A 16,374-nucleotide genomic window follows, 5' to 3' on the forward strand; every position below is an offset into this window, starting at 1 on the left:
AATCCGTGCCGCGCCGCGCATCTCGGTTATCGACGCCTGTCGATCAGCCCAGCGGCCAGTTCAGGAACACGATGCCGTCGTTGTAGTCGTCGTCCGCACCGTCCTCCGACCCGACGATCCCGAAGAACGACTTCTTGAAGATGTCGACCTGCCGCGAGCCGAGCCGCGACGGCTTGCCGTTCACCGTCACGATCACGCGCACGCGGCCCTTGCCGGAGTCGAGCACCTTCGTGCCGAGGTTCTGGTCCTGCACGCCCGCGCCCTTGAACGTGGCGACCGGTTTCGGGTTGTCGTCGACGTAGATGTCGATCGTCTGGTCGTTCGACGCGTTGGTGAGCGCGGTGACGCCGAACTTGATGTTCGCCGGAAGATTGAACAGGCCGTCGCGTTCGCCGCCGCCGCCGATGGTGCCGGTGCCACTACCGGTGCCACTACCGGTGCCGGTTCCAGTGCCGCTGCCGGTTTCGGCGCCTTGATTCCCGCCGCCCTGCGACGACGACTGTGCGGCCGGTTCACCGATCGCGGAAATGCTCGCGTACGAATCGATGTGCATCGCGCTGCCGCGCACGCTTTTCCACTGGCCTTTCACGAACGTGACGCCGCTGCCGACGTCGATCGTCGCGACGAGCGTAAATGGCATGCGCCCGGTGCTTTCGGGCACCTTCGACGAGTAAGTGAAGCAGCCGTCCGCGACGACACCCTTGTCGGTCGCGATCGCGAAATAGATGCCGGGGAAGTTGTTGCCGGTGGCGTATGGCGTCGGCACGTTGAGCGTGACCAGCAGCTTGCCGTCGCGAATGTTTGCTTTCGCGACGTCGATATGCAGGCCCGGAATGTCGACGTAAGTCTCGGAGGTGACGACGGGAGCGCTATTGATTGAAGCCGAAAGAATGGGCATGGCGGTCTCCTGAAGGCGAAACAGGTTTCGATTGGGTCGCTTCGCGTTTTCGATGCGGAACCGCCGGGCCGCCTTGCAGTCGGCAGCCCGGCGGTCGTCGGTCAATCGGCATTCGGCCGATCAGCCAATCGGCCACTGCAGCACGACGATGCCGTCGTTGTAGTCGCTGTCGTGGCCGTCTTCCGACACGACGATCCCGAAATTGACCGTGAACGGCGAGCCGTCCGACTTCTTGCCGTTGATCGGCGCGAGGCGCGCGTCGGTGGCCGACGTCTTGCCGTTCACCGTCACTTCGAAGCGGAGCTTGCCGTTGCCGGAATTCAGCGTGGCTTCACGCGGGCCGTCGCGCGTCGTCAGCTTGTAATAGGCGGCAGGTTCCTTGCTGTCGCCGATAAACAATTTGATGTGCTGTTGCTCGGCGGCATTCGCGAAGAAAATCGCGCGGAAATCCGTATTCGGCGGAATCGAAAACTCGCCGGCGCGATTGGATGACGTTTGATTGTCGGCCATGCTTTCCTCCTGAGGAGTGTTGGGTAATGCTTCAAACCGTGTCGCGCAAACGTTTGCTGTTTGAAACACGGCTTAGCGAGCATGCCGAAAAATAAATGAAAAAATATTCGATTGAGAATGATTATTGTTCAGTAAATCGAAAATGAAGGCGCGCTGATTTAATGAGATGATTTTAATGGGAGGTATTTCGATATATTCGAGAAATTATATCGATGCACGTATCGTTTTTATGAATGATGCGCGGCCGTGCAGGCCGTGCAGGCCGTGCAGGCCGTGCGGGAGGTAGGGCAATCAGGCTTCGGCGCAGACGCTCGGCGTTCGCATATGGCAGCGTTTCGTTTCAACATCAACATCTCTGTCGTGGCCGCGCCCACCGGCCACCACCGAACGCCCACGCCGAAGCCTGGTCGCGCAGGAAAGGGGTGCGGCAACCGGCGAAGATTGTTGACCGACTCACTCCGAACATGAATAGGGCTTCACCGGCGCCGCACCCGTGAAGCATAGCGACGAGGCCCGTCGTCGCCTATCGGACTGGACTGATTTTGGCGGCCGTGCCGCCGAGCGATTCGTGTCCGTCCGGCGTGCGGCCTGTTGACAGCTTCCCGCGCCTGTGATTTGATGCCACTCATGCACGCCGCCCAAATCGTCTTCTCGCTACGACTACTAGCCCGCTTCTCCGGGCTGGGTCTGCGGCTGCGCGCTTTCCATCTGCTTCTTTCCTGAAGCGCCAGATTTTCCCCGCATCACCGACCTGGCCCCGGTTGTCGACCGGCGCCTGAGTTCGTCTTTCTTCCGTCATTACTCTGCTCCGTCCCGGTCGCTCAACCGCCAAGCCGTCGTTTGCCGTACCGCTTTGCCGCTTCGCCGTTGTGCCGCTTTCTTGCCGTTTTCACCGCTGCGCGCGTAGCCGGCCCCTGATGCCGATGGCCGCCGCGCTGCGCTTCATCGACAAACAGACCGAGGACCGAACATCATGATGCTGAAGAACCCCGCGACGAAATACCGACCGTTCACGCCCGTCAACCTGCCTGACCGCACATGGCCGTCGCGCACGATTACGCAGGCGCCGATCTGGATGAGCACCGACTTGCGCGACGGCAACCAGGCGCTGTTCGAACCGATGGACGCCGCGCGCAAGATGCGGATGTTCAAGACGCTGGTCGCGATCGGCTTCAAGGAGATCGAGGTCGCGTTCCCGTCGGCGTCCGAAACCGATTTCAACTTCGTGCGCGAACTGATCGAAGGCGGCCACATTCCCGCCGACGTGACGATCGAGGTGCTGACGCAGGCGCGCGATGACCTCATCGAGCGCACCTTCGCATCGCTGCGCGGCGCGAAGCGCGCGATCGTGCACCTGTACAACGCGACCGCACCGGAATTCCGCAAGATCGTGTTCGGCCTCGATCGCGACGGCGTGAAGCAACTCGCGGTGAACGCGGCGCGCACGATCAAGCGCTGCGCCGATGCAGCGACTGACACGCAGTTCACGCTTCAGTACAGCCCGGAAACGTTTACGGCGACCGAGCTCGATTTCGCGAAGGAAGTTTGCGACGCGGTGTTCGACGTGTGGCAGCCGACGCCCGAGCGCAAATCGATCGTGAACCTGCCGGCCACAGTGGAAATCGGCACGCCGAATTACTATGCGGACCAGATCGAATGGATGCACCGGAATCTCGCGCGCCGCGATTCGCTGATTCTGTCCGTGCATCCGCACAATGACCGCGGCACCGCGGTCGCGGCGGCCGAACTCGCGGTGATGGCCGGCGCCGACCGGATCGAGGGCTGCCTGTTCGGCAACGGTGAACGCACCGGTAACGTCGATCTCGTGACGCTCGCGCTGAACCTGTATACGCAGGGCGTCGATCCGGGCCTCGATTTCTCGCAGATCAACGAAGTCGCGCGCACGGCCGAGGAATGCACGCAGTTGCCGGTCCACCCGCGCCATCCGTATGTCGGTGACCTCGTGTTCACCGCATTTTCCGGCTCGCACCAGGACGCGATCAAGAAGGGCTTTGCCGTGCAGCGCGCCGACGCCATGTGGGAAGTCCCGTACCTGCCGATCGACCCGAACGATCTCGGCCGTACGTACGATTCGATCATTCGCGTGAACAGTCAGTCGGGCAAGGGCGGTATCGCGTATCTGCTCGAACAGGGCTACGGCGTCGCGCTGCCGCGCCGCATGCAGGTTGATTTCAGCGCGGCAGTGCAGCGCCTGACCGACGAGAGCGGACACGAGGTGACGAGCGCGCAGATCTGGGCGCTGTTCCAGCAGGAGTACGTCGAAAGCGACACGCCGCTGCGTTATGTCAGCCATGAACTGACCGAACGCGACGGCCGCGAAACGATCGTGCTGACCGTCGACGTGCACGGTGAGCGCCGCGTGCTGCATGGCGAAGGCAACGGGCCGCTCGATGCGCTGATGCATGCGCTGCGCACGCCGCTGCGGATTCAGCATTACGAGGAGCGCGCACTGTCGCAGGGCGCCGATGCGAAGGCGATTGCAATCGCCGAGCTGGCCGGCACGGGCGTGCGCGGCAGCGCGTTCGGCGTCGGCGTCGATGCGAACCTGACGACTGCGTCGCTTCGTGCGGTGATCAGCGGCGTGAATCGCGCGTATGCCCGTTCGGATGAGGTTGTGCAAGCAACCTTCTTTGCCGAACAGCCGGCGGTGCAGGCCGTCGCATAACCGGGTCGAAACCCGGGCGGCATGGCCCGCCCGGGTTTCTTTTTCGGATCACGGCGTGCGCGTTCGCGCCGTCACGGCAGCAGCCCGAGCATCGCGGCCTTGGTGGCCGCATGCGTCTTGTTCATCGCGTCGAGCTTCACGACGGCGTTCTGCAGGTGGAACTTCACCGTCCGCTCCGCGATCCCGAAGATCATCCCGATCTCGTAGGCCGTCTTGCCGTCGGCCGTCCACGCCAGCACTTCACGCTCGCGCAGCGTCAGTCCGCTACCTGCCGGCGCAATCGGATCAGCAAGGCGCGGCATCAGGTACGCGTGCGCCGCATGCGCGAGGCTCGCGCAGGGTGCACGCAGCAGCGAAACTTCGTCCGCGTCGAGCGGCGTCGTGTCGCGCACGAGCGTTAGCACGCCGAGGTTGCCGGCCCGGTCGTAGCCGCCGTGCGACCAGCCGTAACGCATCCCGAAGCACGCCGCGTCGTGCCAGAACGCGGTGTCGCCCGGTTCGTCGAACGCATTCCAGACGACCGGCCGCGGCTGGCTCGCCACCCGCTTGATGATCGGATCGATGGTGACGTAGCCGAATTTCACATAACGGTGTTCCCATTCGCGTGGATGATTGCCGACGATCTGCATGTCGGGCCGGGCGAGCGGCAGCGTGCGGCGCAAACCGTACACGCAATACTGAAACCCGAGCGCGGCCGCGGCGGCGGCAATCGGTAGGAGCGCGGCTTCCGCCGTGGGTGCGCGCTGTAGTGCGTCGAAACAGTCGTGCAGTATTGTCAGGTCCATCGGTGTTCCTCGTCGGTGTGGGCGGGCCGTGCATTGCGGCCCGCGCGTATCCTGTTCAAAAGGACAGTTTTGAGGCGAAGCCGACGCCGGTTTAATGGCGGCTGTTCGCACGACGGCCCCGCTTGTGCGGGCACCTGTCCCCCCGTCGTTTCACGTGTTGCGGTACCCCTCCGGTTTCGTATCAGGACGATCGACCATGACCAGCGTTCAAGACGTGCCTCTCCTCGCGCGCGCCGGCGCGCGCGCGTTCGCCTTCGGCGGAATCCGCGCGATCGAACCGCCCTGCGCGTCGGCCCCCGCCCGCGCGCTTGCTCACGAGTATGCGCCGCACGCGCATCAGGCCGGGCAACTATTATTTACGACACGCGGCGTATTAGTGCTCGACGTTGAAGACCAGCGCTGGATTACCCCGCCGCTGCGCGCGATCTGGATTCCGGCGCGCACCGTCCATGCGATGCGCGTGGCCGCCGACGTGCAGCTCTGCTCGCTCTATCTCGGCGACGCGCTCAGCGCGCGGCTACCGGCCAGGTTGTGCGCGATGACGGTATCGCCGCTGCTGCGCGAACTCGCCACGCGCGTTTCGCATCCGTTCGATTGCGGCGTTGACCGCGATCCGCTCGCGCGCCTGTTCGCCGACGAACTGAGCGAACTCGCGCAGACGCCGCTCACGCTACCGCTGCCGCGCGACCGGCGCCTGCTGAAACTGTGCGAGCGGCTGCAGCGCGAGCCGCACTGCGAATTGCCGCTCGAAACACTCGCGCGCGACGCCGCGCTGAGCGCGCGCCACCTGGCGCGCCTTTTTCGCAGCGAGACCGGCATGAGCGTGGCCGCGTGGCGCCAGCAACTGCGGCTGTCGATGTCGCTCGCGCTGCTCGCGAGCGGCATGCCCGTCACGCAGGCCGCGCATCAGGTCGGCTATCGCAGCCCGACCACCTATGCGGCCACCTTCAAGCGCGCGTTCGGCGTCACGCCGAGCCAGTACCTCGCGGCGGCGGAAGCGGCAGCGCGCTGACCGCCACCGCTGTCGCTGTCGCGCTCAGCGTGCGGTCCAGCGCGGCACCACTTCGAACGCATGCACGAGCGCGTCCACGATCCGGTCGACGTCCTCACGGCCGATCACGAGAGGCGGCGCGATCGCGAGCCGGTTACCGAGCGAGCGGATCAGCACGCCCGCATCGCGCGCCGCGTCGGCGAGCGCGGCCGCATAGCCATCCGACGGATCGATCGATTCGCGCGTCGCCTTGTCCTTCACGAGGTCGATGCCGACTAGCAGCCCCTTGCCGCGCACGTCGCCGACAACCGGATAGCGGTCGACGAGTGGCTGCAGCCGCTCCAGCAGGTACGCGCCTTCGCGCGCCGCGTTGCCAGCGAGATCCTCGTCGACGATAATCTGCAGATTCGCGAGTGCGGCCGCGCAGACGATCGGGTGGCCGGAGTAGGTGTAGCCGTGCATCAGCGTGCCGATGCCGCCCGGATTGGACGCGAACGCGTTCTCGATACGGCGATTGACGACGGTCGCGCCGAGCGGCAGATAGCCCGACGACACGCCTTTTGCCAGACACATGATGTCCGGCGCGACGCCCCAGCCGCGGCTGCCGAATGCCGCGCCGGTTCGGCCGAAGCCCGTCACGACCTCGTCGGCGATCAGCAGCACGCCGTGGCGGTCGCATACTTCGCGCACCAGCGGCCAGTAGTTCGCGGGCGGCACGATGATGCCGCCCGTCGCCTGTACCGGTTCGGCGATGAAGGCGGCCACGGTATCGGGCCCCTGGAACAGGATCTCACGCTCGACGAGCGACGCGCATAGCCGGCCGAGCTCCTCAGGGTCATGCGTGAACGGGTTGCGATAGATCCACGGCGTTTCGACGTGGAAGCAGCCGGCGAGCGTCGGCTCGTAGTTGCGCCGGTAGACGGTGTTGCCGGTGACGGAGCTGCCGCCGAAGTGTGAGCCGTGATAGGCCTGACGCAACGCGATGAACTTGGTGCGCTCGGGCTGCCCGGACACCTTCCAGTACTGTCGCGCGATCATCAGCGCGGCCTCGACGGCGTCCGAGCCGCCGGAGCCGAAGATCACGCGGCTCATGTCTTCGGGCTGCAGCATGCCGACCAGTCGCGCCGACAGCTCCTCCGCGCGGGGATGGCTGAACCCGGCGAATACCGGGTGATATTCGAGCTCGTCGAGCTGGCGGACGATCGCCTCCTTGATCTCCCGTCGGCCGTGACCGACGTACACGTTGAACAGCGACGCAACCGCGTCGAGATACGGGCGGCTGGTATCGTCGTACAGGTAGCAGCCTTCGCCGCGCGTGATGCGGATCGGCGGGCGCGACGCAGCGAGCGGATGTTGCCGGGGATGCCAGAAGCGTGATTCAGAATAGGACATGACAGGACTCCGTAGTGAATCGGTTGGACGGGGCAACAGGGTGAAGCAGATGACGCTCAGCCGGCGAGCGCCGCTGATTGAGCGTCGAGCCGGCTTTCGAGTGCGCCGAGCGTTGCGAACGGTTCGTCGAGCGCCACGCGCATGAAACTCAGGAACTGTCCGACGTGGGCGTTCAGCGCGTCGCGGCTGTAGTACTGTGGGCTCGCGTCGAAGTCAAAGCGCAGCGGCTCGCCGTTGCGGCGATCGGTCAGGTTCACCATCAGGTCGTCGGTCGTGCCGACGGACAGGTTGTGCGACGTCGTCACGCAGTTGCCGAACCGCAGGTCGTAGTCGAACGCCATGATGTTGATCTCGGGGCCGAACACGCCCTGGCCGTTGTCGAGCGACGTCAGCTCACGGTGCAGGTCGCCCATCCGGTAGCGCTGGTGCTGGCGCAGCGCGGTCATCTCGCGATTTGCCTGGCGGCACAGGTCATCGAGCGTGTGGCCCGGCTCGACGTGCAGGCGCAGCGGCAGCATGTTCGCGCACTGCGTCGGCGTGCGGCGCTCGCGCGCCGACGTGCGGGCCATCGCGGCGACCGACAGCACGATGTCGTGCGCGCCGGTGTTCAGGTACAGGTACGCGGCGGTCAGCGCGGTGACGAGCCGCGGTACTGTCGACGTGAACAGCTGCTTGGCGACCGCCTCGATGCGCGCGCTCTCGTTCGCGCTCGCGATGCGCGTCTCGCGCAGGTTGGGTCCGTCGTCGCGCTCGGGAAAGCGTGCGGGGCCGGCGAGCGTGACGGTGCGCGGCTGGTCCGCGAAGCGTTCGAGCCAGTAGCGGCGGTCGTGCGCGAACTGCTCGGAGGAGCGGTACGCGTCTTCGTCGAGTTGCAGCTCGGCGAGCGACGCGAAGCGGGCGGGCGGTGCCTTGGCGCCCGCCGCGAATGCGCTGTACAGCTCGGCGGCGCGCGTGGCGATCAGGCTGCCCGAATAGCCGTCGACCAGGATGTGCGCGTAGCCGTGATACCAGTAGTAGTGATCCGGCGCGATGCGGTACAGCGTGTGGCGGAAGAACGGCCCGCGCGCCAGCTCGATCGCGCCCGTGCAATGCGCGCGCATGCCGGCGAGCGCGATGGCGTGCGCGTCTTTGGTGCCGGCGAGATCGACGCGTTCGAGCCTCCAGTCGTCGGCGAGCGCGGCATCGAGCACGCGCACGGGCGTGTCCCCATCCAGCACGATCCGCGTCGTGTGCAGCGTCTGCGCCTCGCGAATCACCTGCCGCAGCGCGCGTTCGAATGCATCGGTGTCGAGGGCGCCGCGAATCTCGAAATACTCGGCCGCGTAGATATGCGTCGACGGGACGCGATACGCGAGCGCTGCCTCCCAGAAATCGCGCTGCGGCGCGGACAGCGGCAATTGAAGCGTCGAATTGGTCACGTCGTTTCTCCTGGAAAGCTTATTCCGGTGGATGAATTAAATGCGTGCATTTGTTTAATAAAAAATACATATTCGCATCATGCATTTCATTTCTGATGCATCGCAATTGTTATCCTAGACAGTCCGATTTGTGGCTGTCAATTCCGTGAGTTTTTGTTGTCAATTCGTCAAAGCCTTGTCGGTAAAGGATTCGATGGGGTTGTGAGTGGTCTGGTCCGGAAAGAATATGAGAATGTCCGTTTTGAATAGGCGGCAAATTGTCAGCTTATTTAGCATCGACGCCTGAAATTGCTCCGCAAGCCGAAAACGGCATGCAGGCAATTCGCCGGAAACGGTTTCCGGCGCCGGAAGCCGGCGCAGTGGGCTGGCGCGAGCGGACATTACTAGGAGAGTGCCGTGAATCAACTGGAAGGGCTGGAGCGAAAAATCGGCGAGCAGCACGAGCGGCTCGCGCATCATCCGGTGTTCGGATCGATCCGTACCATCGACGAGCTGCGCGTGTTCATGGAATGGCACGTGTTCGCCGTGTGGGATTTCATGTCGCTCGTGAAGCGGCTGCAGCAGGATCTGACGACCGTCGCGGTGCCGTGGGTCGCGCCGCGCAACGCGAACGCGTCGCGCCTCATCAACGAGATCGTGCTCGGAGAGGAATCGGACGAAACGCCGAACGGCCACATGAGCCACTACGACCTGTACCTGCATGCGATGCGCGATGTCGGCGCCTCGACGTCGCGCATCGAGGAAATGGTGTCACTGGTGCGCTCGGGCTTCTCCGTGTCGGCCGCGCTGAAGGCCGTCGATGCGCCGGAGCCGGTGATCCGTTTCGTCGAGGCGACGATGGCCGCGTGCACGTCGGGCGCGACACACCAGGTGCTGGGCAACTTCTTCTACGGCCGCGAGAACGTGATTCCCGACATGTTCCGCACGCTGCTCGACGAATGGAAAATCGAGCGCTCGTCGATTCCGCTGCTTGTGTACTACCTCGACCGCCATATCGAAGTGGATTCGGGCGAACACGGGCCGGCGGCGCGCGCGATGATCCGGGAAGCGGCCGACGGCGACGCGGCGAAGCTCGAGGAAGCGCTGCAGGCCGGGCTCGACGCGATCGACGAGCGAATGCGCCTGTGGGACGGGCTGCTCGCGCATCTCGGCCAGACCCGCAACGTGGTGCCGGCATGAACGCGCGCGGTCTGTCGGAGCGCATCGTCGATTTCGCGGCGCTCGACTGGGAGCACCCGGCGGCGTTCGACGACGGCATCGACCAGGTCGTGCTCGTCGATACGCTGGACGAGCATGCGAAGCGCGGCATCCGGACACGGATCGTGCGGTTCGATCCCGGTGCGGGCACGCGCGTGCCGTTCCTGCACGACTACCACGAGGAGGTGCACCTGATTGACGGCGACCAGAGTCTGGTCGACGTCACGACGCGCGAGTATCGCGCGACGTATCGGGAAGGCAGCTACTTCGTGCGTCCGGCTGGCACGCCGCATGGCCCGTTTCGCAGCGACGCGGGCTGCCTGCTGCTTGAAATCCATTACTACGGTTTCCCGGAGGACACGCGATGACGACCGCCGTCACATACGTGAGCCACGTCGACCGCTGGGAGGCGCGCGCGACCGTGCGATCGCGCCCACGGCGGATCGTCGAGGACGACGAACTGCGCTACTACCCGCTCGAACGCCAGCCGTTGTGCGCGCACCCGGCGATCGTCGACGCGGGCGACGCGGTGCGCGACTTCGTCCTGCTGCAGAGCTTCTACAAGTACATCCAGGACGTGATCATCTTCGAGACGGAGATCGTCAACGCCACCGCGTTGCGCATTGCGCGCGGCCGGTTCGCGCACCCGTTTCCGTTCGCGTGCCGGCAGGACGCGATGACTGTGGTGATCGATGAGGATTATCACGCGTACGTCGCGATGGACTACCTACGGCAGGTTGAGGAGGCCACCGGCATCGCGCCGCTGCCGCCGAACAGCGAGATCGAGCTGTCGCGTGCGATTCCGCGCGCGGTCGAGCGGGTCGGCGCGCAGTATCGCGACGGCATGGAGCTGCTGTGCGTCGCGATCTCGGAGAACACGGTCACGGCGGAAGTCGCGGCGTTCTCGCGCGACGCGACGCTCAAGCGCTCGGTGAAGGGCGTGATGGCCGATCACCTCGCGGACGAAGGCCGTCACTCGGCGTTCTGGATCAATCTCGTGAAGCTGTACTGGTCGCAGATCGACGGACCCGCGCGGCTCGCGCTCGGCGAAGGGCTGCCGTGCTTCCTGCGCGAATACCTGAGCGCCGATCTGCAACTGCAGTTCGATCGCCGCCTGATCGACGCACTCGATCTGCCGGCCGCCGAGCGTACGCGCATCGCGGACGACATGGTCGGTGCGTATCCGATCACGAGCCAGCATCCGATGATCGTCAACATCCGGCAGTTCTTCCGGATGAGCGGCCTGCTCGATCACGCGCCGACCCGCGCGGCCTTGTCCGACTACCTGTGAGTCACGTCGATGAAAGCGATCATCATTGCGATCGGCGGCCAGACCCGTCTTGCTGCACGGCTGGCGGCTGAACTCGAGGCGACCGGCCATACCGTGTGCATCGCCGACGGACGCGACGGCCCGTTACGTGACGCGGCCGACGCGCTGCTGTTGCCGGCGCCGGCACCCGACACGTTGCGCAACGCGGCCGAGTGGTCGATCGTCTGCGGCGCGCCGGACCCGGCCGTACACTGCGCGCACGCTCGGCCGCTGCGGTGCGAGATCGTCGCCGATGCTTTTCCGCCGCGCGAGGTACGCGTCGCGTGGCTCACGGACGTGGCGCCGGGCGACACGCGCGAGCTGGCCGACGCGACGCTCGCGTTCGGCGCGGCGCTCAACGGCGCCGATCTCGCGAACGAGATTGCCGCGTGCGCGGTCGATCTGATGCACGAAGTCGCGAGCGCAATCGCACGCGAGCTAAGCGACCCGCACGACGCGCCGCGCGCGACACCGCCCGGGCCGGACGACATTCTGATCGATCTCGAACGGCTGGCCGGCTGGCACGCATCGAACGACACGGCCGCTGCGTGGCCGTGCGAGCTGTCGTTGCCGGAACTCGTCTCGCGTGCGGCGGCCGCAGCGCCGGACGCCTGCGCGCTCGTCGCGGCCGACGGTCGGTTGACCTATCGTGAGCTGCTCGCGCGTGCCCGCCGTGTCGCCGCGCGTATCGCCGCTTGGCGTGCCGCGCCACGCGTGGTCGCCGTGCGACTCGACAAGGGCGTCGCGCTGTATCCGGCGATCGTCGGCGTGCTGGGCGCCGGCGCGACTTGCGTGCCGCTCGATCCGGCGTTTCCGCCCGAGCGCGCTCGCACGATCCTGCGCGAATCGGGCGCGCAGGCGCTCGTCGTCGGTGGTGCGGTCGAGCCGGTGCTGCTCGACGGGCTCGATCTCGACGTAATCGACTGCGGCACCCACGCGGAAGCGGACGCTGCGCCCGACGCGCTGGCCGGCCAGTGGCCGCTCGAGCGGGATGCCGATCGCGATGCGCGCTGCGCGGTCGCGATCTACACGTCGGGTTCGACCGGCGTGCCGAAGGGTGTGATGCTGTCGCACCGGAACATCGTGCAGTTCTGCCACTGGTATCGCGCGCACGTGTCGCTTAATGCGTCCTCGCGCGTGCTGCAGTTCTCGACGATCGCTTTCGATGCGTCGCTGCTCGACATGTTTCCGACCTGGCTCGCCGGTGCGACGCTGGTCGCGCCGAGCGAAGCGCAGCGCCGCGAACTCGACGCGCTCGCGGCGCTCGTCGCCGACGCGGGTATCACACACGCGTTCCTGCCGCCCGCGCTGCTCGCGGCGCTGCCGGATTGCGACTGGCCCGCACTCGCGCATCTCGTCACGGGCGGCGACGTGTGCGATCCCGATACGATCGCGCGCTGGAGCGCGAACCGGCGACTGCACAACATCTACGGGCCGACCGAATGCACCGTGCTCGCGACGACGGGCGAACTGCGCGCCGGCGACAGCAACCGGCGCATCGGCCGGCCGATCGCGAACACGCGCTGCCATGTGCTCGCGGTCGACGGCCGTCCGGCGCTCACCGGCGAGGAAGGCGAGCTGTGCATCGCCGGCGCGGGCGTCGGGCTCGGCTATCTCGGCCGGCCCGACCTGAGCGCCGAGCGCTTTGTCGCCGATCCGTACGGCACGCCGGGCGAGACGATGTACCGGACCGGTGACATCGCGAGCTGGGAGCCGGACGGCACGCTGCGCTACGTTGGCCGCCGCGACGCGCAACTGAAGATTCGCGGCTTTCGTGTCGAGCCGGGCGAGATCGAGACGGCCGCACTGGCGGCGGGGCTGTACCACCAGTGCGCGGTGGTACCTGACGAGCGCAAGCGCATCCGGCTGTTCGCCGCGAAGCCGGTCGACGCGGCAGCGACGCCCGACGCGCTGCGCGCCGTGCTGGCCGGCACGCTGCCCGACTACATGGTGCCGTACGACATCACGGCGCTCGACGTATTGCCCGCGACGCCGAACGGCAAGATTGACCGTGCCGCGCTGGCGCGCCTGCCGGTCTCGCGTGCGGCGAGCCACACGCGCGATGTACCGCGCGGCGCGTTGGAGACGCGTCTTGCCGCGTTGTGGGCGACGCTGCTCGAACTCGCACCGGAAGAGATCGGCCGCGACGCGTCGTTCTTCGAACTGGGCGGCCATTCGCTGCTGGTGTCGCGGCTGATGCTGGCCGTCAAGCGCGAGCTGGGCGGCAACGCGGCGCTCGCGCGTTTCATGGAACGGCCGACGGTGGCCGCGCTCGCGGCACTACTGAGCGATGAGTCGGTCGAGCGCGGCGCGAACGTGCCGGCTCGCGTGCACGACGACCGCCGCTTGCCCGACGACGTGCGACTGCCGGCCAGCCAGCCGGCGGGCGACGGGCCCGGCGCGGTGCTGTTGACCGGCGCGAACGGCTTTCTGGGCAGCTTCATCCTCAGCGAGCTGATCAGCCGCACGAACCAGACCGTCTACTGCGTCGTGCGCGGCGACGACGATGCGAGCGCGCGCCGGCGGCTCGACGAAGCGGCGTTCGTCAACGGGCTCGGCCATCTGTGCGGGCACCCGCGCGTGCGGGTGCTGCGCGGCGATCTCGGCGCGCCGCACCTCGGGCTGTCGAACGCGCAGTGGCAGACGCTCGCGGCCGAGGTCGGCGTGATTCATCACAACGGCGCGCACGTGAACCACGTGTACGACTACCCGTACCTGCACGCGGAGAACGTCGGCTCGACGCTCGAACTGCTCCGCCTGTGCTGCAGCGGCCGCCGCAAGGCGCTGCATTTCGTATCGACGCTATCCGCGGCGAGCGCGACGGGCCCGACGGGCCGCCTGATCGAGGCGGCCCCGTCGGAGGCCGGCCCTGCCTTCGTCAACAACGGCTACAACCTGACGAAGTGGGTGTCCGAGCATCTCGTTGCCGAAGCGGCCGCGCGCGGGATCGACACGACGATCCTGCGGCCCGGCAACATCACGGGCCATTCGCGCACGGGGCTGTGCCAGCCGGGACGCAACCGGATCCTGCTGCTGCTCAAGGGAGCGGTGCAGCTCGGCTGCGCACCGCTCGCGAGCGAGGGCGGGCTGTTCGACCTGAGCCCGGTCGACTACCTGGCGCGGGCGATTGTCGCGTGCACGCTCGACGGTGCGCGCACCGAGCGCGTGTTTCATCTGCACAACCCGCGCCCGCTCGATTGGGCCGGGTACCTGCGCGCACTCGCTCGGCGCGGCTACCCGCTGCGCTTCGAGGCGCCCGAGGTCTGGCGCGAGCGACTGTTGTCGATCGACGAATCGAATGCGCTGTTCGACGTCGTCGCGTTCTATCTGGACGACCGGCAGGACGATATCGGCGACATGGCCGTGATCGACCACGCGCGCACCGAGGCGACGCTGCGCCGGCTCGGCGTCACGTATCCGGACAAGGACGATGCGTTGCTCGATGCGCATTTCGGCTATCTCGCCGAATGCGGCTTCATGCCGCCGCCGGCCGAGCCGGCTGCGCGCGCGAACGACGCCCGCCGCGACGCCGAGCCCGAACCCGCGTGGTGAAGACGTATCCGTTTGATTAATCGCTGTCATCGCATCATTCATCAAGGAGGCATCATGCTGCAACGTACTGCAACGCAACCCCGTCCGTCCACGCTCGTCTACGCGCCGCAAACGCCGATCCTGTCCGGCTCGGCCGATCTCGACGTGCCGGCGCGCGACGCGTGGCGCGTGGTCGGTGATTTCGCCGGCTTCTCGCGCTTCATCACGGGGCTCGACCATACCGACATGATCGGCGACGGCGTGCGCTCGCTGCGCATCAAGCATTTCGCGGACGGCAACGTCGTCGTCGAACAGCTCAACAGCCACGATGACGAAGCGATGGTGATGACGTGGAGCCTGATCCATACGTCGTTCGACATCGGCAATCTGTGGGCGCTCATGCGCGTCGAGCCGCGCGGTGAGCGGGCCTGCACGGTGACGTGGGACATCGCTGGTGAACCGTCGCACGGGGGTGCCGCGCGCCAGCCGGAATTCGACGCGTTCGTCACCGGTTTTCTCGACATGGCGATGACGAACCTGCGCGCGCTGTTCAAGCCGCAGTAACCGTGCATTGCGCCGCCGGCGCCGTGCCGCTACGCGGCGGCGCCGGCCCACGCGCCGGTCTTGCCCGGCGCGTGGCTTTTTTCCCGACCGGTTGTGCGCATACGTCGTCGAGCATCTGCGCGAATGCGTCGCGCAGCGCGGCTTTCATGAAGTCGACCCACGCGCGCGTTTTTGCATCGAGATGCTGGCGCGACGCGTACACCAGGAACACGCCGATTTCTTCCGCCTGGTAGTCGGGCAGCACACGCACGAGCGCGCCGGAGCGCAGGTCCGCCGCGGCGACGAAGTCCGGCAGCAACCCGATTCCCGCGCCCTCGCGCACCGCGATCGCGAGCGACGCGGCGACGTCGGCCGTCATCGACGGATCGACGTCGACCGTCTGCGCTTGCGCGCCGCTCCACAGCGTCCAGATGCGCTCGTGATACGCGGGCGCGACCAGTTGTACGCAGCGATGGTGGACGAGCGCGCCGGGCGAATCGGGCATGCCATGCGCCTCGAGATACGCGGGCGATGCGCACAGCACGCTGCGGATCCGGCCAACATCGATCGCGACCTCTTCGGAACTCGGCAGGCTTGGCATCGCGATCACCGCGACGTCGTAGCTGTCGCGCACTAGTTTCGGCAGGTGCGGCGCGAGCGTCAGGTCGACGCTGACGTCCGGGTAACGCGCCTGGAATTGCCCGATCAACGGAATGATGAAATGGTTCGCGATGCTGGCACTGCAATGCGCGCGCAGCCGGCCGTGCGGATGCACGCGCGCGTCGCGCGCCTCGCGCTCGCTCGCGTCGACGGCGAGCGTGATGTCGCGCGCGCGTGCGAGATAGCGCTCACCCGCTTCGGTCAGGCACATCGAACGCGTCGTGCGGTTCAGCAACCGGATGCCGAGACGATGCTCGAGCGACGCGACGAGCCGACTGACGTGCGCGGTCGTGATGCCGAGCCGTTTGCCGGTCTCGGTGAAGGTGCCCGCCTCCGCGAGCGTGACGAACGCCTGCATGCTTTGAATCAGATCCATCGGGGTAGCGGAGTCTCCGGCCGGCCAGGCGGCAATGCCGCTACTGTAGCGACGGCAGCGGCACGCCGCGCGCGCGCA

General features: G+C 66.5%; 13 protein-coding genes. 7 read left to right on the forward strand and 6 right to left on the reverse strand.

Translation table 11 applies throughout. The annotated features are described in order from the left end of the window. Positions 1–43: 43 nt before the first annotated feature. Both CFB46_RS20180 and CFB46_RS20185 read right to left on the reverse strand, forming a co-directional pair. Positions 44–898 (reverse strand): fucose-binding lectin II, encoded by an 855-nt coding sequence (locus tag CFB46_RS20180; protein ID WP_089501009.1) that lies wholly within the window; start codon positions 896–898, stop codon positions 44–46. 120 nt (positions 899–1,018) lie between these two features. Further along, on the reverse strand, positions 1,019–1,408 hold the full coding sequence (locus CFB46_RS20185) for a fucose-binding lectin II (RefSeq protein ID WP_089501010.1): 390 nt from the start codon (positions 1,406–1,408) through the stop codon (positions 1,019–1,021). 976 nt (positions 1,409–2,384) lie between these two features. On the opposite strand from CFB46_RS20185, the gene leuA reads away from it, so the two are divergent. Further along, a complete protein-coding gene (gene leuA, locus CFB46_RS20190; RefSeq protein WP_193727284.1) occupies positions 2,385–4,094 on the forward strand; it encodes a 2-isopropylmalate synthase in 1,710 nt (569 codons plus the stop codon). A gap of 71 nt (positions 4,095–4,165) precedes the next feature. Here leuA and CFB46_RS20195 read toward each other — a convergent pair whose 3' ends face one another. Continuing rightward, entirely contained in the window at positions 4,166–4,879 is a 714-nt protein-coding gene (locus CFB46_RS20195; RefSeq protein ID WP_027781958.1) for an autoinducer binding domain-containing protein, read from the reverse strand. A gap of 196 nt (positions 4,880–5,075) precedes the next feature. Here CFB46_RS20195 and CFB46_RS20200 point away from each other — a divergent pair, with 196 nt between their 5' ends. Continuing rightward, the gene (locus CFB46_RS20200; protein ID WP_089501012.1) at positions 5,076–5,891 is read left to right on the forward strand and encodes an AraC family transcriptional regulator; all 816 of its coding nucleotides are present in this window, start codon (positions 5,076–5,078) and stop codon (positions 5,889–5,891) included. A 24-nt stretch (positions 5,892–5,915) separates the two neighbouring features. Here CFB46_RS20200 and CFB46_RS20205 read toward each other — a convergent pair whose 3' ends face one another. Further along, complete coding sequence (locus tag CFB46_RS20205) at positions 5,916–7,262, reverse strand: aspartate aminotransferase family protein (protein ID WP_089501013.1); 1,347 nt, start codon at positions 7,260–7,262, stop codon at positions 5,916–5,918. Between the two features lie 56 nt (positions 7,263–7,318). Further along, positions 7,319–8,680: a condensation domain-containing protein gene (locus CFB46_RS20210; protein WP_089501014.1), complete on the reverse strand. Its 1,362-nt coding sequence runs from the start codon at positions 8,678–8,680 to the stop codon at positions 7,319–7,321. Between the two features lie 396 nt (positions 8,681–9,076). Between CFB46_RS20210 and CFB46_RS20220 the strand changes: the two genes are divergently transcribed. Genes CFB46_RS20220 through CFB46_RS20240 form a run of 5 tightly spaced genes read left to right on the forward strand, consistent with a single transcriptional unit; the run spans position 9,077 to position 15,281 of the window. Then, complete coding sequence (locus CFB46_RS20220) at positions 9,077–9,859, forward strand: DUF3050 domain-containing protein (protein WP_006479991.1); 783 nt, start codon at positions 9,077–9,079, stop codon at positions 9,857–9,859. Next, positions 9,856–10,245 (forward strand): cupin, encoded by a 390-nt coding sequence (locus tag CFB46_RS20225; protein ID WP_027781963.1) that lies wholly within the window; start codon positions 9,856–9,858, stop codon positions 10,243–10,245. Before CFB46_RS20220 ends, CFB46_RS20225 begins: the two co-directional genes overlap by 4 nt. Continuing rightward, on the forward strand, positions 10,242–11,168 hold the full coding sequence (locus CFB46_RS20230; RefSeq protein ID WP_027781964.1) for a diiron oxygenase: 927 nt from the start codon (positions 10,242–10,244) through the stop codon (positions 11,166–11,168). Before CFB46_RS20225 ends, CFB46_RS20230 begins: the two co-directional genes overlap by 4 nt. Before the next feature lie 9 nt (positions 11,169–11,177). After that, positions 11,178–14,738: an amino acid adenylation domain-containing protein gene (locus CFB46_RS20235; RefSeq protein WP_089501016.1), complete on the forward strand. Its 3,561-nt coding sequence runs from the start codon at positions 11,178–11,180 to the stop codon at positions 14,736–14,738. A 54-nt stretch (positions 14,739–14,792) separates the two neighbouring features. Further along, positions 14,793–15,281, forward strand: coding sequence for an SRPBCC family protein (locus tag CFB46_RS20240; RefSeq protein ID WP_089501017.1), 489 nt, complete (start codon positions 14,793–14,795; stop codon positions 15,279–15,281). Here CFB46_RS20240 and CFB46_RS20245 read toward each other — a convergent pair. Further along, positions 15,268–16,296 carry a LysR family transcriptional regulator gene (locus tag CFB46_RS20245; protein WP_227789580.1) on the reverse strand — a complete coding sequence of 343 codons (1,029 nt, stop codon included), beginning with the start codon at positions 16,294–16,296 and terminating at the stop codon, positions 15,268–15,270. The genes CFB46_RS20240 and CFB46_RS20245 overlap by 14 nt on opposite strands. Between the last annotated feature and the right edge of the window lie 78 nt (positions 16,297–16,374).

It is taken from the genome of Burkholderia sp. HI2761 (assembly GCF_002223355.1).
In the GTDB taxonomy this organism is placed as follows: Bacteria; Pseudomonadota; Gammaproteobacteria; order Burkholderiales; family Burkholderiaceae; genus Burkholderia.